The sequence below is a fragment of the Burkholderia sp. JP2-270 genome, from assembly GCF_003233675.1.
Lineage (GTDB): Bacteria > Pseudomonadota > Gammaproteobacteria > Burkholderiales > Burkholderiaceae > Burkholderia > Burkholderia pyrrocinia_C.
The window spans coordinates 1,918,728-1,935,282 of sequence record NZ_CP029825.1 but is presented as its reverse complement, the minus strand read 5'-3'; the positions used below and the strand labels follow the sequence as shown (position 1 = coordinate 1,935,282).

Sequence of the window (16,555 nt, the reverse complement as noted above, 5' to 3'; positions counted from 1 at the left end):
CATGGGTTCGGCGCGTCCGCTGCCGAACGCGCCGGTACTGCGGCTCCGGCCGTTCCCACGCGCTCTCGCAACACGTAGAACTCGTCCTGCCTGACTGAACGTACACGATCGGCTAACTTGGTGCCGTATCGATTTCGTCAGCATCCGGCCATGAAACGATCACACGTAGTCCGCCAAGCGTGGTCGATCGATCGATCTGGATGTCCGCGTCATGCGCCGATGCGATTCTCCGCACGATCGACCATCCAAGGCCGCTCCCGCTCGGCCGGGTTCCCGCCGGCCGAAAGAACCGTTCACCCAGTCTGCGCAGGTCGACGTCGCCAATGCCCGGGCCGCTGTCCTCGACCCGTAGCGTGGTACGCCGCTGTTCTCGGTTTACCGAAACGACAATATGCGCCCGCGGCGGGCTATAGCGAATCGCGTTGTCGACCAGATTGCGTGCCATCGACGCGAGCAATGCTTCGTTGCCGCCGACGATACACGGCGACGGCGCATCGAGTTCCAGTCTCTGCTGTTTCCCGATCGACAGTGGCGCCGCCTCCGCGACCACCCGCTTCGCCAGGGCCGAAACATCGACCGGCGCTCGATCCGCCAGTGCGCCCGCATCGAGACGCGAGAGCAACAAGAGCTGATCCACCAGACGTGCCGCTCGATCGCACCCTTCGAGAACGCCCCGCAGCGCATGCTGGCGCCGCTCGTCATTGCGCTCTGCCATTGCAACCTGCGCCTGTGCCTTCACGGCCGCAATCGGCGTGCGCAACTCGTGAGCCGCATCGGCAGTAAAACGGCGTTCCGCGTCCAGCACGGTACGAATCCGTTCGAACAGGCGGTTCAGCGCGTCCAGCATCGGCCGCATCTCTAGCGGCGTCCGATCCAGTTGAATCGTGTCAAGCGCCTGCGGATTCCGTTTCGCCAGCGCCCGGCCAAAATCACGCAGCGGCGCCGTGCCGCGGCGTACCGCCCAGCCGATGGCCAGCACCAGCAACGGCAAGGCAGCCGCCATCGGCCACAAGGCGCTTCGCATGACGGCGCCCAGGATCGATTTGCGTGAATCGATTCGTTCGCCCACGAACACCTGAACATCGTCGCGCAATCCGCGCACGACAAATACCCGCCACGCAGCCCCGTCAATCACGACGGTCCAGAATCCGGAGGCGCGATCGCGCCCGATCAGCTCGGAAGCCACCATCGGCACCGACGGCGCATTCTCGGAGTGCAGGCCGAGCCGCCCGTCATGGAACACCTGAAATGCCACGCGGGGCCCGTACGGATGAAGGATCGGCGCGTCAATCGCATTGTCGTCGTCATCCGGCCCTCGCGCCTGTTGAGCGACGAGCAGTGCCGCCGCCTGCGCAAGGTGGCCGTCGAGCAACTGGTCAATCTCGCGCTGAGCATCAAGCCAGGTCAGCATCAGCGTCGACAGCCAGACGCCGAGGACCACGGCCGGCACGAGCGTCAGCAGCCGGCCATGCAACGAGCGAGCGGGCAGCATGGCTTTCATGCGCCGTCCCGCATCAGCACGTAACCCACGCCACGCACGGTCCGGATCAGCTCGCTGCCAAGCTTGGTACGCAAACGATGTATGTGCACCTCGACGGCGTTGCTCTCCACCTCCTGCCCCCAGCTGTACAGATACTGCTCGATCTGCTCGCGCGACAGAACCCGACCGGCATTCAGCATCAGGATGTGCAGCAGGTCGAACTCGCGCGTCGACAGCGCAACAGCGACGCCGGCGCGGCGCGCAGTTCGCGACGCGGGCTCCAGCTCGACGTCCTGCGCCTGGAGCCGCTCCGTCGGTCTGCCATGGGAGCGCCGAACCAGCGCTCTCAGGCGCGCGCCGAGCTCGTATAAGTCTACGGGCTTGATCACGTAGTCGTCGGCCCCCACATCGAGCGCCTTGATGCGGTCGGGCACGGCATCGCGCGCGGTAAGAATCAGGATCGGCAACGCAATACCGTCGCGACGAATGCGTTGCAAGACATCCATGCCATCCACGAGCGGCAAACCGAGATCAAGGACCGCCGCGGCATGCACATGCGCGCGCAACTCGCGCTGGGCCGCGTCGCCATCGCGCACCCAGTCGACCTGGAACCCTTGCTGGCGCAATCCGGCGCGGATTCCATCACCGAGCAGGACGTCGTCTTCCACGAGCAGGATACGCACGATGAAGTACTCCGCCTGCGGCCGTCAATCGTCGTCCCGGCCCGCCCCGTTCGCGGGACGGTTGGTGTCCGTCGCGACGGGCCGGTCCGCTGGTACGGGCTGCGGTGCCGCACGCCATTGTGTCCACCACCAGCCGATCACCGCTGCTGTCATGATGGCCGCAATTCCCCACCAAGCACGCCGGATGCCGTCAACTGGCGCACCGCGCTTGTAGCCGGTCACCATCGCGCCGGCCAGATTCTCTCGATGCACGACGCTGCTGACGAGAACGGCGGCGACATGTACCGCAACGAGCGCGAGCATGATGTTCGCCGCACCCTCATGAAAATCACCGAACGATTCGCCATTGCCCGTATAGGCCGCCCAGCCGGTCGCGCCGGTGACAACCGTCATCGCCAGCATGGCGACAATCGCAACCGCGCCGGCCGGATTATGGCCGACGTAATGTTCAGGCCTGCCTTTGGCAAGGCTCAGCAAGTAGCGAAAAGCGGTCGCCGGCGGACGCACGAACGAAGAGAACCGCGCATGACGCGTTCCGGCAAGGCCCCACGCGACGCGAAACGCAACGAGCCCCAGCATCGTGTACCCGAACGCGACGTGCATCAGCCGCCATTGCTCGCTCTCGGCGGTAAGCCATGCGCCGCCAAAGGCAACCACCAAAAACCAGTGGAACACGCGCAGCGGTGCGTCCCAAACCAGTATCCGTGCGGGACGCGACTTCTGCGGTTCACCTTGTACCGGGGATGCGGATGAATCGTTCATCGAAATTTCCTTTGTCTGCTTGTGCATGACACGCGGCACAGTTCGACGGCCGTTTGACTGCGGGGCTGTGCCACAACGACGCCGGGACTTCATCGTGGGTGGCGATGAACCACGACGATCGGGTAATCCTGTCTTCCGGCGGGCGGCGGGCCGCGGAGCCCGTCGCCGCGTGTGCCGTCAGCCAGGTCTCCAGTTGCCCGACCGTTGCCGCATCCAGCGTCGCATCGGTGCCGAAGTGGCGATCAAGACCGTTCAGGATGCGGCGCCATGACTCGGCAGGCAGCGCCCCCGACGGATACGCGATATGGCAGGTCGCGCACTCCTGCTTGTACTTGGGCAGCAACGGAATCGCGGCACCCCGCATCTCCTCTTCCGCCAGCGCCGCACGCGGCAGCAGCAACATCATGACAAGGCTTAGGCAAACGAATTTGCGCACGGAGATCGTCGAATCAACGCTATTCATGACCGTTCACCATCAGGGTTTCAGGCTCATGAGCCAACTGAGGACGTCAGCCTTTTCGGCCGCAGAGCATTCGCGTCCAACGACGTCCTTGCAGTTTCTGCGGAACCATTTTTCAGTCCTGGCCCCGTCCGTGAACCGGGCCGGATTGAACGCGGGAGCGAGCGGCTCGATGGCCTTGCCAGTGACGACGTGCCGGCCGGGGCCGGTCGGCGTGCTGCCATGACAGGTCGCGCAACTCCAGTCGCGCCCGTGTCGAGACGTGAAGAACTGTTGACCTCGCGACGGCATTGCGCCCGCGCCTGCTTGCGCTGTATAGCCGCTCAGCAACTGGGCTGGCGTATCGGCATGTGCGCTGGCAATGGCGCCAAACAGCATCGCAACCCAAAGGCAAGGGTCGCAAAGCGCGCGAAATGAATGGGATATCCGCATCGTGATTCTCCTGAGCGATGCGTTCATGTTCGGGCGGATTCCTTACCGGATTCTTAACGTCCAGGCGTCCGGTGGTCGGCGCAATGTCGTACTGCAACCTGCTCGATCGATTCGAACACTCGGAGGAACCCGACCGGAGATTGCCGTATCGACGGCTCGACCCAGCCGATATATCGGGTTCCCCAAGCGCTATTGCCAGCCAAGACAGTCAGAACAGATCCGACTGGCGTCATCGCGCAATATGCCGGCCCGCCTTTGCGCACCCAGTGCAAAGACGCATGACATCGTGCCGATCAGGATCTTCCCAGTAGAATTTGACATCAACGGCTCGACGAGAATCGATACGGACCTGCTTCGTCTCGTTAAGATGACGATCGCGTGCCGATACCGTGTAGCGACCCGCTGGCAGACGCACGTACAGGAACGGCCCCGTCGTCCGAACCGTGAGGACATGCCGTACACCTTCCGAGATCTCGACATCCACGTCGGACAGGTACTCGCCTGTCTTCGATGCAAAGGTCATCCGCAAGTTATAACGGGAGGCCACTTCGCGAAACGCACTTACCTCTTCGGCACCGACACCGCCCGTCACATACGTCACCCCGTCGTGCTCGACCGGCGTCAGCACCGAATCGGCAAAGGTACTCGTTGCCATGGCAAGAAGGCATATCGATGTGCATAGCGCGCCGGCAATTCTGGTCCACATGATCATCTCCGATTGCACATAGCATCTTTTGCATCCGCTATTGCCCGGATACGAACGATGCGGGACGGCCGCGGAGATTACGCGTACGAATCTCGCTGCTCTCGCCATAAGCATCCTGCCGCCCACCAGTTCGACCTTGACTCAAATCAAGCGATCGACGCACGCAGAAACCTAAGCTGGTTATCAAAGCGGCCTCGACGCCACAAACAGCGGGCGAAACGAGCTTGATGATTAATTGAGGACTCCCGCGATGATCACGCTACGAACAGCCCTGGGGATTGCTTCCACGGTTTTTGCGATGCTCGCCTCGCCAACTGCCACTGCTGAAGAATTGGCGCGCATACCGACTCACTCTCAGCGCTACGGGATCCATATCGGAATTTCCGCGTACGACGATCCGCTGCTCAAGGGGGTGACGTGCTTCGTTTCGGAACCGCATAAAAGCGGTCAACGCCCCGAGTTCCGTGACAGACATAGCAACGGCGAATCGTCAGTGTCCTGCCATCAAGTCGGAACACTCGCGACTACGGCGCATGTGCCGCAACAGGCACAAGTGTTCGACGAATCGGTAGACCCTGTATTTCGATCGATACACGTAATTCGTATTCTCGATATGAAGCGTCTCGTCGTGTTGTATTTCTCATACGCCGAGAGCGACGTGGCCGGCGATCTACCGGGACATGTCGACGTCATTCGCCTTCCCGTACGTTCTGAAAAGCAAAGCTCGTCGGCCGAATGATTCGGAGCGCGATCGATCGACTGCGGTGATGTGCCTCACTTCCCCCAAAGCAGCGCTCATTCAAAGAGGAAATGCAGTAGATACTGCGACCCAATCGGTGCGTAGCCGACAGGGCTTGATCTGCATCAAGCTCAAACCTTCATTCTGCGCCAGCATAAAACTCAGCGATTGGCCACTCCGTTCATGGACATGCGAGCGGTGGCCTCAGTGAGGAGATCCCGATGCGACTGCGAATTAACACGATCCTGCTCGTCTGGCTGCTTATGCTGGTTGGCAACATATCGGCTGCTTATGCGGACGATCTCACACGCAGCGTGACGACTCGTGATCTTTCGATCCATTACGGGGTTGTCCCGACGAGCCAAACCTCGGCGCCGACCCGCAGCAGCCCGCAAGCAATACGCAACGTGAACCTATACGTGCTGACGGTCGCGCTCTTTGACAAATCGACAGGAAAGCGCATCGAAGATGCACACGTCGTAGCCGTCGTCAGAGGACCTCGCAGCGAGGCCAGCCGGGTGCATTCCAAGGCTGTGACGATGCAGCTAGACCCAGTGCGGGAGGGCGGTGCGATCACATACGGGAACGTGTTCGATGCGCGCTGGAAAGGGACCTACCACATCGAACTGTCGATCACCCAAAATGGAGAAACGCATCCCGAGCACGTGTTGCTCAACTACGAACAACAGTTTTGATTAGATCGGCACCACGCACGATCTCGACGAGCTTGAGTAGCGCCGGGTCATCTATTTGGCGCTTGTCGAGAAGCGCATCGAAGCTGCAACGCTTACCGTGTTGTCCAAGCTCGACGTCGGGTGCGCCGTAGGGGATCGCGCCGATTTGACTCGGCGCTTCGACCTTGTCGCTTTCGCTCGATCGTCGATTTTACCGGCGCGGGCACTTGTTCCAGTGTGACGGCATCACCCGCAGCGCCCCTTGGCGCATCTTTTTCACACCGGATGTCACGACGCACAAAGCGATTACGGCTACGGCAGGCCTGAACGTATTCCTCGGCCAGTTCAAACTGCAGGCGGCCTATCAGACATCGCACGCAAATGGCGCGCCGGCCGCCAACAACGGCAGCACTTCGACGCAGCGAGTCTGGGGCGGCGCGACGTGGCAGGCTACAGCGGCCGCAGCCTTGACCGGCGCCGTCTATCACGTCAACGCCAATCATGGCGGTGGCAACGCCAACATTTACACGATTGGCGGCACATACAACATCTCGAAGCGCACGCTCCTCGACATGCAGATTGCTACCGTTCGCAACAGTAAGAACGCGAACTTCGGTCTGGAGTCGAACGCCGCCGGCGCCGGCGGCGGCTACAACGACAATCCGACACCCGGGCATAGCCAGACGGGCGTCTACGCGGACATCCAGCACCTGTTCTGATTCGAGCTCGCACAAGTGCTGGAAGCGTTTTTCCACGTCGCTTAGAGCACCGCGTCCGGGTGCGATGCGCCGTCAGGGCATCGCACCTCGCTCTTCGGCAGAATGCCGACCGTAGCATTCGACGGGCCGGGTTCTATCGAGATCGACTCGATCCGTCACACCCCGTTCTCCGCCGAAGACCTGCTGCAGAACGAGCGAGCGCCCCGTTCGTGCAGCGGCTTCGCATCGTTCGATCGCGTTCACACCGAGCCCTCGCCCGACTCAAAACCGATGTCGCATGCCGACGGCCAGCACCAGCTGATTCGCACCGGACGCGCGCGAGAAGTTCGAAATCTGCGCACCCGAAATGCCGGTTCCGTCAAGTCCGTTCGCGTGCTGGAACAGCGCTTCCGCATACGCGTCGGTGCGCGGCGACAGCGCATCGATCCCGATGATTCCGGCTTGCTGCCAGTTCGGCCGCGCATGTCCGGACGGGCCGTCGAACGACGCAACGGTAAACGTGTAGGCCGCCGCCACGGTCCACCGGCGCGTCAGCGCATAGCGCGCGTTGACCTCCGCGTTGCGGAACGTGATGCCCGCGTCGTACAGCACGATTGGCGTATCGGCGACGTTGTTGATCGACGTTGCCTCGTCGAGCCGCGTTCGCGTCGCGATGGCCGAGATCCGCAACCGGCCCCACGTGTAGGCGGCCGCCGCGCTGACGGTGCGCTGCCGGGCCGCGTTGAACGGCGCACCGGCCGGCTCCATGCCGTCGGCATTGGCCGGTGGGAGATTGCCTTCGTGGTCGAATGCCAGATAGCTCGTGCCGAAGGCAAACGCGCCACGCTCGTAGGTGGCGGCCAGCGCGTAGCCGCGGTTGTCGGCAAAGCCGCCCGCCTCGTTCGAGAATCCGTAGGTCGCGCCGAACCGGAAGCCGTCGAGTAGCGGGCTGGTGTACTTCACCGCGTTGTTGCTGCGGGTGTAGTTCGCCAGGTCGTCGTTGTCGAACGGATGCGCGAACGCGACTCCGCCGAAGGGCGTTCCACCCAGCGCGAACGGCTGCACGAGCTGCAGCGTCGAATCGAACTGGCGGCCGACCGTCACCGTGCCGTATCTGCGGGATGCAAGCCCCGCGTAAGACTGGAAGCCGAACAGACGCCCTTGCTGGCCGATGGCACCGTTCGTGACCGAAAAGCCGCTCGCGAGCAGAAACACCGCGTTGAGATCGGCGCCGATCGGCTCGTTGCCGGAAAGAGTCAACCGACTCACGTTCACGTCACCCGATTTCGCCTGCAACGCATGCGCGTCGCCGTGGCGACTGCCGAGGTTGTCGACGAACGCGATCCCGCCGTCGATCAGGCCGGACACGGCCACGGTGCCCTGCGCACGCGCGGCGGCGGGGACGCACAGCACGACGATGCAGCAGCGCACGGACGCCCGAATCCGTCGTTTCATCCGTTCTGCCTGGACGTGGGCGACGGACGGCCGGGCGCCATTTCCGCGTGGCGGCGCTCGGGCGCACCCTGTCCGGTCGCAATGCGCGCGCGCAATACGTGCACGATCCACGCGCGCTCCGCGACTTCCCGCTGGATCTCGCGCGCGTGCCCCGACACCCGGTCGAGCCCGCTCGGCCCCGCCGGCCGCGTCCCGTGCGCTGTGGCCGGCGGCTCGCCGGCGATCAGTCGCCCGGCCTCGCGCGCCGTCACGGCAATCGCCGCGCGGTCGATCGCGTCGAGGGCATCGTCGAGATACTCGACCGGCGCGAGCACGCCCACCAACGCTTTCATCTGCTGCATCGCGACGCTCGCACTCGCCGTGCGCGGGTCCGCCGCAATCGATTCGAAACGCGTCGCCGCGATCGTCGCATCGAGCATATCGATCGCGACGCACGCCCGTCGCCGCAGCGCGGTCAGCGAGCCCCGGCCGGCGCGGGTGGGCGCCGGATCGTCGTCGCCGACCGCGCGCAAGTATGTCGCGGTGGCCGACATCGCGTGATCGGCGACCTCGCCGATGCGGTGATGTTCGCGGTCCGGCCATGCGAGCAGACTGACGATCACGCCGACCAGCACGCCGACGAGGCTGTTTCCGACCCGCAGCGCGGCCAGCATCCATGACGGGCCGACCGGCGTCCCGAGGTGCGCGACCAGGATGAAGTGCGACGTCAGGAACAGGATGTACGACACGTAGCTCACGCTGCGGGCCGCGAGCGTGCCGGTGGCCAGCGGAAGGATCGCCAATGCCAGCAGCAACGGATCATGGACCAGCAGCGACAACATGGACGCCAGCACCGCGCCGAGCAACGTACCGCCGATGCGAAGTCCGGACAACTTCACCGTCTGCGACAGCGTCGGCTGCAGGATGAACATCGTGGTCAACGCGAGCCAGTATCCCTGCTGCACGCCGGAGATGCGCGCCAATGCGACGGCGATCATCGCGGCAACGCCAAGACGCGAAGCGTAGCGATGGAACACGTTCGGCGCAGCCATCTCGTTGCACAGCGCGACGAGCCGGCCCGCACCGCTCGCGGGCTTCCCTTTTGGCGGCTCGTTTCGCGCCGCGTCGTCAGTCGCGATCTCGTCGCTCACCGGCTGCAGCAGCACGGCCCCGAATCGCGCGATCAACGTTTCGCATGCGCGCAACCAGGTCGATCCCTCGTCGTCATGCAGGTTCCGGTATTGCGCGACACGACGCGCGAGCGCGTCCAGTAGTCCGGCGCGGTCGCGCGCGAGCGCCTGCGCCGCGTCACCGGCGCTGGCGCTGGCGCAGCCTTCGACGAGACGCGCGAGTTGCGCGAGAACCGGCGCGAGCACGGCGGCGGCCTCGCGCCGCTCGCCGACGCTGGCGGCCGCGATGCGCGACTCGAGGCCGGCGAGCAACGCCATCGCCCGCTCCGCATCGGCGACCCACTTCCTGCAGAGAGGCGGAAGACCGTCGCGGCGGTTCGCCGACGCGGCGATCATCGCGTCGAGCCGCGAGCGCAATGCCGCACGGCCGCGCTCGAGCGACGCAGGATCGCCGTTCGCCGCACGCGCGAGCCGTTCGACGAAGGTCGCCATCGCGTGCAGAAAAGCCATCGTGGCCATACGCGCCCGTGCGCTGCCGTCGGTCTGCCACAGGCCGATGCCCGCCAACGCCGCCCAGACGCACCCGCCGAAGTAGAACAGCGCGTACTGCGCGGCGGACGCGATGCCATGCACCGGAAAGCACGCGGCGACGGCGCAGGCGGTTGCGGTCAGAATGCCGCGCAGGCCCGACGCCGCGCCCCGCTTGCGCGCCGACGCGCCGAGATACGCGACGGCCCCGACGATGACGATCGACAGCACCGGCAGTGCATGGGTCGCGATCGCGATCGCGGACGCCGCGGCGCCCAGCATGCCGAACCACAGGCCTTTGGCCAAGCGCTCCGCAGCCGGGCGACCGGACTCGTCGGCGAGACAGGTCCAGAACGCGGCGATCGCCGACCAGCACAGCATCGGCATGTGCAGTTGCGCCGCGGCCACGGCCGGCACGACGCAGATCAGGCCGCCCCGCAGCGCCTCCGCGATCGGCAGATGGCGCCGTCCGAGACTGAAAAAGCGCCGTATTCGGTCGCGGGCGGTCGAGACAAGGCCCATGTTTCCCTCCCTACCGCTTATCGCGCCGCACCCGCGAGCGGGACCGGGATCACGGTCAGCGACCGGATGCCCTGGGCACCACGGATCAGCACGCCTTCGATGTCCGCCGTCGCCGACGGGCCGCTCATCAGGCACGCGTAGCGCGCATCGAAGAACTCGCCGCGGTGATACGCGTGATGCAGGTTGCCGACGATCCGCGCCGGATCGAGCAGCGCGACCAGATGTTGCGACAGATACCCGAGCGCGTTCACGCGATACTCGCGCTCGCTCAGGTAAAGCGAGCCGGTCTCCGCGACCGCGAACGCCGGACGCACGATCCCGACATCGACATCGTTCAGGTCGTGCGGACGCTCGACCGCTTCGATGTGCCGCGTGCCGGCCACTTCGGGCACCGCCGAACAGAAGGTCCGTGCATCCGGAAAGCGCGCGCGGATCAGCGCTTCGATGTCGCCGTCCGCGGGCGCGTCGCACCAGACGCCGCCCACGCGGTCGAGCGATCGTTTGAACGCGTCGATGGCGGGCGGCAAATCCCGATCGAACAACGGCACCGCCGGCAGCGGTTGCGGCGACCGTCCGGCGCCCCGCAGGCGGGAAAGAATCAGGTCGCGGCTGCTCATTTCTTGTTCCTCTTCAGATACCAGTCACGGAAGGTTTCGGTCGGCGGCTCCGGCAGTTCACGCTGCTTGCCCCACGCGTTGAGCGGGTTGTAGAGCACCGCGCGCGGCAACGTCGCGATCGCGCCGGCGGCCCCCTTGATCGCAGCGCGATAGAGCGCCGGTCTGGAAAGCACCTGGCCGGCCACCTTCATCGCTTCCTGCTTGACGAATGGCAGCGCGTGCCGCTCGGCAACGATTTGCCGCCACTTGTAGATCTGCTCGTGGATGTTGATCTTGACCGGACAGACGTTGGTGCAGCTGCCGTTCATCGTCGACGCGAACGGCAGCGAGCTGTATTTCTTCAGGTCGTAGGTCGGGTTGATGATCGCGCCGATCGGCCCGGAGTAGACGCCACCGTAGCTCAGGCCGCTGCTGCGCCGGTAGACCGGGCATGTATTCATGCAGGCGCCGCACCGGATGCACTTGAGCGAATACCAGAAATCGTCCATCGCGAGCCGTTCGGAGCGGCCGTTGTCGACCAGCACGAAATGCATTTCGCCGCCGTCGCGCGGGCCGCGAAAATGCGACGTGTACTGCGTGATCGGTGTGCCGAGCGCATTGCGCGACAGCATGCGGATGAACAGGCCCAGGTGTTCGAGCTTAGGAATCAGCTTTTCGATGCCGATCGACGCGATGTGCAGCGGCGGCACGTTGGCACTCAGGTCGGCGTTGCCCTCGTTCGTGCAGACGGTGATGCCGCCCGTCTCCGCCACCGCGAAGTTGCACCCGGTCATGCCGGCTTCTGCCGCCAGGATGAGCGGGCGCGTGGCCTGTCGCTGCGCCTCGGCGAGCCGGGGGATGCTGCTTTCGGCCGGATCGGTGCCGAACGAGTCCGCGAAGGTCCGGGCCACGTCCGTCGCGAGCTTGTGCACGGCCGGCACGACGATGTGCGACGGCAGCTCGTCGTCGAGTTGCTGAATCCGCTCGCCGAGGTCGGTTTCGACGACCGCGATGCCCCGCGCCTCCAGGTACGGGCGCATGTCGCACTCCTCGGTCAGCATCGACTTGCTCTTCACGAGCGTGCGCACGTTGCGCCCGTGCAGAATGCCGTAGACGATCCGGTTGTGCTCCTCGGCGTCCTTCGCCCAATGCACGATCACGCCGTTTGCGACGGCATTGCGCTCGAACTGCTCGAGATACTCGGCCAGATGCGTGAGCGTATGCTCCTTGATCGCCGACGCGAGCGCGCGCATCGTCTCCCACTCGGGAATCGCGTGCACCGCCGCATCGCGCGCAGTGCGCAGGCCCCACAGGCGCTTGTCATGGAATTCGACGTGTTTTTCGTCCGCGATGAACTTCTTCGAGTAACCGACATGGTCGATGCGTTTCATTCGGGTGCCCCATTCAGGATGCTCGCGATGTGGATGAACTTCAGGCCGAGTCCGAGACGCTCGGCGCAGCCCTGCTGATGCATCAGGCAAGACGAGTCGGCGGACACGATGTACTCGGCGCCGTTGCGCGCGTGATCGCGTACCTTGTCCGCCCCCATGCGCGCGGATACCGGCTCCTCCGACACGCAGAACGTGCCGCCGAAGCCGCAACATTCGTCCGGACGATCCGGCTCGATGAACTCGATGCCCTTCACGCCCTTCAGGAGCGTCAGGGGTTTCGAGAAGAACGGACCGTTGATTTCGGACATGCTGGCGGTTTTCAGGCCGCGCAGCGTCCCGCAACTGTTGTGCAGGCCCACCTTGTGCGGAAATTCCGCCCACGGAAATTCGCGAACCTGCAGCACATCGTGAATGAACTCGACCAGCTCGTATGTATTGCGCCGGACCTCGATCGCGCCGGGCGTCTGGTCGGCCGCGGTCAGGTGATCGCGAACGTGATGCACGCAGCTGCCGCTCGGCGCGACGATGTAGTCATATCCGGCGAAGTTGCTGACGAACAAGTTCTCGGTGGCCGCGGCCTGCTTTTCGCAGCCGCTGTTTCCCATCGGCTGGCCACAACAGGTCTGGTCGAGCGGATAGTCGACGTCGCAGCCGAGGCGCTCGAGCAGTTCGAGCGTCGCGATGCCGACGTCGGGAAAAAACGCGTCGATGAAGCACGGGATGAACAAGGCAACTTTCAATGCAGCGACTCCTGATACGGGTTTGCAGGTTCAATGTTCGGCGTGGCCGCCTGGAACGACGCCACGCGATGCCCGCTACGTCGGCTCGACCGGCGACGCTCGGCGCAAGAAGAAGCGGCGGGCGCGGCCGGCCATCGACGGCAGGAAGGACCGGCCGACGCGGGCCGCAAGCGCCGGTTCGAACGACACGCGCGCGCCGCCCCGCGTCGAATCAGTCGTGTGCTTCGCGGTAGTTCGCGAACTTCGACGTCTGGCCGATGCCCGGATTGAAGCAGTTGCACGGGTCGAGCCCTTCGTAGAACGACTTGAGCGCGGGCTTCGCGTGGTACAGGTGCCCGACGTTATGCTCGGCCGGATACTCGGCGCGCCGCGCGTCGAGCAGTTTCCACATCGCGTGTTCGAGCGCGAGGCAATTGTTGCCCTTCCTGACGATGTAGTCCTGATGGAAGACGTGGCAGAGGAAATGACCGTAATACAGCTTGATCGCGATCGGCGCGTCGATCTCGTCCGGCAGCGTTTCGAACCAGTCGCGGTCGTTGCGGCGAAGCGCGATGTCGAGCGCGACGATGTCTTCGACCTCACGGGTGTGTACGTTGCGGTAACGGATCGCCGCGCCCGCGGCCGCGAACCGGTGCAGGAACGCCTTTGCGCCCTCCGCCGACGTGCATTCGAAGAACGCGCCCGTGTGCCGGGCGAAGAACGAGGTCAGGTAGGTCTGCGCTTCGTCGGCGGTATCGGCCGACACCTTGAGCATCAGGTGATGTTCGTATCGCTTCCCGTAGTCGCGAATGCGCTTGGGCAGGTGTTTCGGGAACAGGCGGCTGACCGCCTGCATCACGCGATCGCTCAGATGCCGGGGCAGGAAGCCGAGCCGGTCGAACCACGCGTCGCATTTGCTCTTGAAGGCGAACAACATCGGCATGCGCTGCGTGCCGAAGTGATGAATCATCAGGAACGTGTCTTTCCCGTACTTCTCCGCGATGTCGAATGCATCGCGGTGCAGGTACTCACCCGAGATCGGCAGCCGGCTGAATTGCGTGAGAACGTGGCGGCGGATGTCGGTCAGTTCGTCGATGTCGTTGGTGCCGATATAGAACACCTTCGCACCCGCCTCGATCGGAAACGTATCGAGGCGCACCGCGAACACCATGACCTTGCCCGCCGAGCCCGACGCTTCGTGCAGCCGCAGCGGATCGGCATTGTAACGGGCGGGGGTGTCCGCATCGACGTCCCGCACGTGCTCGGCGTAGCGGTGATCGGACGCGGACGCGCCGCTGTCGACGATGTCCTTCTCCGCGAACTCGCCCTTGTCCAGGCGTGCGAGGATTTCCTCCGGGACGGCGCCGAGACGGACGTCGAGGTGGTTCACGAGCGTCAGGCGCCCGTCCGCGCCGACCCACGCGAAGACGGCCATCTCCGTATAAGCCGGCCCGCGTTGCACGAGCGCGCCGCCGGAATTGTTGCAGACACCGCCGATCACCGATGCGCCGATGCACGACGAGCCGATCACCGAATGCGGCTCGCGCCCGAGCGGCTTCAGCGTCTGCTCGAGCTGATCGAGCGTCGCGCCCGGCAGACAGATCACCTGCGTGCCGCCCTTGATGACGTGGACCGTCCGGATCCGGGCCGTGCTGACGATCACGATATCGCGGTCGTAGTCGTTGCCGTCAGGCGTGGATCCGCCCGTCAGCCCGGTGTTCGACGCCTGGCAGATGACGATCACGTTGGCGGCCACACAGGCCTGCAGCACCTTCCATTGCTGGAGCAGCGTACCGGGCCGCACCACCGCCAGGACCCGACCATCGCCGAACCGGAAGCCCGTCCGGTACCGTCGGGTATCCGGCTCCTTCGTCAGCACCTCCTGGTGTCCGACGATTTCCGTCAGCGAACGAATGAACGCCTCCTGCCGCCCATTCCGCGGTGTCGGCGGCGAAGACGATTCGCCTGAAACGGTTGACACGTGAATTCTCCTGTTGGCCGCGCATCGCGATGCGCGCGGGTAATGGACTGAACGGAGCCGCGGCGGCCGGCGCACCGCCGAACCGCACTCCGATCGAATCCCGTAAGGCTAGGCGTGCGAGCCGGTGAAGTCCAATATCGCGCGGACGCGACTTCAAGACGAAATGCATATCGATCGTTGTACGGCGCAGCGGTCCGCGGGGCACGTGAGCGTGCGCGGCGCGTGCGTGAAGACGTCCACGTGCCGCGCCGCACGAGCGAAGACACCCGTTGGACAGCGTCGCACGCGCGAAGCATCGGAAGCACGGTGGTGGCGGGGACGAGACGGAAACGCCATGCCCGCCCGGAGACGGCGCACGCACGGCCTGCGGCGTTACGCCGGCTGGCGCACGGCTGCTAGCGACAGCCGTCGGCGAGGTCCGTCACGGCGCGGCGGTGCGGTCGGCCGTTTCGCGAGCGAGCGCGCGAACGGCGCGTACGAGATGATGAATCACCGGCGACTTTTCTCTTGGCCGGTGGACGAGCGCGATCGGGGAGCGGAGCGGTTCGCCCTGCAATGCGTGGTATGTGACGCCGCCTGTCGGCGCCTGACGCACCGACTCGGGAATCAGCGTGACACCGAACCCCGCCGCGACCAGATTCACCGCGGCCGGAATCTGCGGCGACTCCATTCCGATGGCCGGCGTGAAGCCGGCCGTCCAGCATGCGCCGACGATCGCGTCATACAGGGCCGGGCCGATCGCGCGCGGAAACAGCACGAGCGGATCGTCGGACAGCGCGTGCAGCGCGAGCACCGGCTCGCCGCCGTGGCGGTGGCCGGACGGCAACACCGCCAGAAACCGCTCTTCGACGAGCGGCTGCACCGCCAGGTCCCGGCAATCCAGCGGCAAACGCACCAACGCCGCATCGACACGTGCCTCGAGCACCTTGTCGACCAGCGCCGGGCTGTTGCTCTCCTCGCAGTGAATGAGCACGCCCGGATAGTCGCGCCGGTAGCGTTGCATCAGCGACGCGACGAGCGGATGGAACACGATCGAGCCGGCGAACCCCAGCACGAGCCGGCCGCTTTCGCCACGACCGGCGTTTTGCGCTTCCGCGAGCGCCAGCTCTGCTTCTTCGACGATACGCCTCGCGCGCTCCCTGAACAGCCGGCCTGCGTCCGTCAGTTCGACCCGGCGCGGATGGCGCACGAAAAGGCGCGTGCCGATTTCGCGTTCGAGCTTGAGGATCTGCTGGCTGAGCGGGGGTTGCGCGATGCCGAGAAACTCGGCGGCCTCGGTGAAATGAAGATACTCGGCCACCGCGAGAAAGTAGCGCAACTGACGGAATTCCATACGGTTTTCGTCTCGGGAAGGCGTAGAGGATCGGGCGGGCGATTCTAACCCGACTCGGCGGCGCCTACATCCGGACGGACCGCACCTCCTCGGAGGCATATCAGGAAGCGCATCGAGGCCGTTCGCCGCGACGATGGGGGTGACGCACACGGCTCGACGAAACATGCCCGGCCGCCAGCCCGGGCACGACGCTCGAATTATCGAACTGGAATCGGCTCGCTATTGCAACGATCGCGCAAGGATCGAAATAGCGAGCCGCGTGTTTGACGCGGGGCCGTCGGGGACGG

General features: G+C 64.9%; 15 protein-coding genes and 2 pseudogenes. 3 read left to right on the top strand and 14 right to left on the bottom strand.

What is annotated here, in order from left to right; all coding sequences use genetic code 11:
* Window positions 1-112: 112 nt before the first annotated feature.
* From DM992_RS26675 to DM992_RS26650, 6 genes are all read right to left on the bottom strand, one after another.
* Complete coding sequence (locus DM992_RS26675) at window positions 113-1,492, bottom strand: ATP-binding protein (protein ID WP_111019327.1); 1,380 nt, start codon at window positions 1,490-1,492, stop codon at window positions 113-115.
* Between the two features lie 5 nt (window positions 1,493-1,497).
* On the bottom strand, window positions 1,498-2,163 hold the full coding sequence (locus DM992_RS26670; RefSeq protein ID WP_111019326.1) for a response regulator: 666 nt from the start codon (window positions 2,161-2,163) through the stop codon (window positions 1,498-1,500).
* Between the two features lie 24 nt (window positions 2,164-2,187).
* The gene (locus DM992_RS26665; protein ID WP_111019325.1) at window positions 2,188-2,925 is read right to left on the bottom strand and encodes a cytochrome b/b6 domain-containing protein; all 738 of its coding nucleotides are present in this window, start codon (window positions 2,923-2,925) and stop codon (window positions 2,188-2,190) included.
* Window positions 2,891-3,388: a diheme cytochrome c gene (locus tag DM992_RS26660; RefSeq protein WP_111019324.1), complete on the bottom strand. Its 498-nt coding sequence runs from the start codon at window positions 3,386-3,388 to the stop codon at window positions 2,891-2,893. The genes DM992_RS26665 and DM992_RS26660 overlap by 35 nt, the downstream gene beginning before the upstream one ends.
* Window positions 3,389-3,400: 12 nt before the next feature.
* Window positions 3,401-3,763, bottom strand: a complete 363-nt coding sequence (locus DM992_RS26655; RefSeq protein ID WP_239511445.1) for a DUF1924 domain-containing protein — start codon at window positions 3,761-3,763, stop codon at window positions 3,401-3,403.
* A gap of 283 nt (window positions 3,764-4,046) precedes the next feature.
* Complete coding sequence (locus DM992_RS26650) at window positions 4,047-4,523, bottom strand: carboxypeptidase regulatory-like domain-containing protein (protein WP_111020403.1); 477 nt, start codon at window positions 4,521-4,523, stop codon at window positions 4,047-4,049.
* 250 nt (window positions 4,524-4,773) lie between these two features.
* Here DM992_RS26650 and DM992_RS26645 point away from each other — a divergent pair, with 250 nt between their 5' ends.
* Both DM992_RS26645 and DM992_RS26640 read left to right on the top strand, forming a co-directional pair.
* Complete coding sequence (locus tag DM992_RS26645; protein WP_111019323.1) at window positions 4,774-5,262, top strand: CreA family protein; 489 nt, start codon at window positions 4,774-4,776, stop codon at window positions 5,260-5,262.
* Between the two features lie 221 nt (window positions 5,263-5,483).
* On the top strand, window positions 5,484-5,957 hold the full coding sequence (locus DM992_RS26640) for a DUF4426 domain-containing protein (RefSeq protein WP_111019322.1): 474 nt from the start codon (window positions 5,484-5,486) through the stop codon (window positions 5,955-5,957).
* A gap of 4 nt (window positions 5,958-5,961) precedes the next feature.
* Here DM992_RS26640 and DM992_RS26635 read toward each other — a convergent pair.
* A pseudogene (locus tag DM992_RS26635) lies at window positions 5,962-6,105 on the bottom strand (chromate resistance protein ChrB domain-containing protein); the annotation flags it as partial.
* Window positions 6,106-6,253: 148 nt separating this feature from the next.
* Here DM992_RS26635 and DM992_RS26630 point away from each other — a divergent pair.
* Window positions 6,254-6,655 (top strand): annotated as a pseudogene (locus DM992_RS26630) (porin); the annotation flags it as partial.
* A 261-nt stretch (window positions 6,656-6,916) separates the two neighbouring features.
* Here DM992_RS26630 and DM992_RS26625 read toward each other — a convergent pair.
* The 7 genes from DM992_RS26625 to DM992_RS26595 all read right to left on the bottom strand — a co-directional run bounded on the left by DM992_RS26625 (window position 6,917) and on the right by DM992_RS26595 (window position 16,268).
* Window positions 6,917-8,089 (bottom strand): porin, encoded by a 1,173-nt coding sequence (locus DM992_RS26625; protein WP_111019320.1) that lies wholly within the window; start codon window positions 8,087-8,089, stop codon window positions 6,917-6,919.
* Window positions 8,086-10,248: an FUSC family protein gene (locus DM992_RS26620; protein WP_111019319.1), complete on the bottom strand. Its 2,163-nt coding sequence runs from the start codon at window positions 10,246-10,248 to the stop codon at window positions 8,086-8,088. Before DM992_RS26620 ends, DM992_RS26625 begins: the two co-directional genes overlap by 4 nt.
* Before the next feature lie 17 nt (window positions 10,249-10,265).
* Window positions 10,266-10,865 (bottom strand): LUD domain-containing protein, encoded by a 600-nt coding sequence (locus tag DM992_RS26615; RefSeq protein ID WP_111019318.1) that lies wholly within the window; start codon window positions 10,863-10,865, stop codon window positions 10,266-10,268.
* The gene (locus tag DM992_RS26610; RefSeq protein WP_111019317.1) at window positions 10,862-12,235 is read right to left on the bottom strand and encodes a lactate utilization protein B; all 1,374 of its coding nucleotides are present in this window, start codon (window positions 12,233-12,235) and stop codon (window positions 10,862-10,864) included. Before DM992_RS26610 ends, DM992_RS26615 begins: the two co-directional genes overlap by 4 nt.
* Window positions 12,232-12,975: a (Fe-S)-binding protein gene (locus tag DM992_RS26605; RefSeq protein ID WP_111019316.1), complete on the bottom strand. Its 744-nt coding sequence runs from the start codon at window positions 12,973-12,975 to the stop codon at window positions 12,232-12,234. Before DM992_RS26605 ends, DM992_RS26610 begins: the two co-directional genes overlap by 4 nt.
* Before the next feature lie 211 nt (window positions 12,976-13,186).
* The gene (gene dld, locus DM992_RS26600; protein WP_111019315.1) at window positions 13,187-14,935 is read right to left on the bottom strand and encodes a D-lactate dehydrogenase; all 1,749 of its coding nucleotides are present in this window, start codon (window positions 14,933-14,935) and stop codon (window positions 13,187-13,189) included.
* Between the two features lie 421 nt (window positions 14,936-15,356).
* On the bottom strand, window positions 15,357-16,268 hold the full coding sequence (locus DM992_RS26595; protein ID WP_111019314.1) for a LysR family transcriptional regulator: 912 nt from the start codon (window positions 16,266-16,268) through the stop codon (window positions 15,357-15,359).
* Window positions 16,269-16,555 lie beyond the last annotated feature (287 nt).

Coding starts and splice junctions, on each gene's coding strand:
- DM992_RS26615 (WP_111019318.1), bottom strand. CDS start 10,865: ATGAGCAGCCGCGACCTGATTCTTTCCCGCCTGCGGGGCGCCGGACGG.
- DM992_RS26625 (WP_111019320.1), bottom strand. CDS start 8,089: ATGAAACGACGGATTCGGGCGTCCGTGCGCTGCTGCATCGTCGTGCTG.
- DM992_RS26650 (WP_111020403.1), bottom strand. CDS start 4,523: ATGTGGACCAGAATTGCCGGCGCGCTATGCACATCGATATGCCTTCTT.
- DM992_RS26595 (WP_111019314.1), bottom strand. CDS start 16,268: ATGGAATTCCGTCAGTTGCGCTACTTTCTCGCGGTGGCCGAGTATCTT.
- DM992_RS26645 (WP_111019323.1), top strand. CDS start 4,774: ATGATCACGCTACGAACAGCCCTGGGGATTGCTTCCACGGTTTTTGCG.
- DM992_RS26610 (WP_111019317.1), bottom strand. CDS start 12,235: ATGAAACGCATCGACCATGTCGGTTACTCGAAGAAGTTCATCGCGGAC.
- DM992_RS26620 (WP_111019319.1), bottom strand. CDS start 10,248: ATGGGCCTTGTCTCGACCGCCCGCGACCGAATACGGCGCTTTTTCAGT.
- DM992_RS26660 (WP_111019324.1), bottom strand. CDS start 3,388: ATGAATAGCGTTGATTCGACGATCTCCGTGCGCAAATTCGTTTGCCTA.
- DM992_RS26655 (WP_239511445.1), bottom strand. CDS start 3,763: ATGCTGTTTGGCGCCATTGCCAGCGCACATGCCGATACGCCAGCCCAG.
- DM992_RS26665 (WP_111019325.1), bottom strand. CDS start 2,925: ATGAACGATTCATCCGCATCCCCGGTACAAGGTGAACCGCAGAAGTCG.
- DM992_RS26640 (WP_111019322.1), top strand. CDS start 5,484: ATGCGACTGCGAATTAACACGATCCTGCTCGTCTGGCTGCTTATGCTG.
- DM992_RS26675 (WP_111019327.1), bottom strand. CDS start 1,492: ATGCTGCCCGCTCGCTCGTTGCATGGCCGGCTGCTGACGCTCGTGCCG.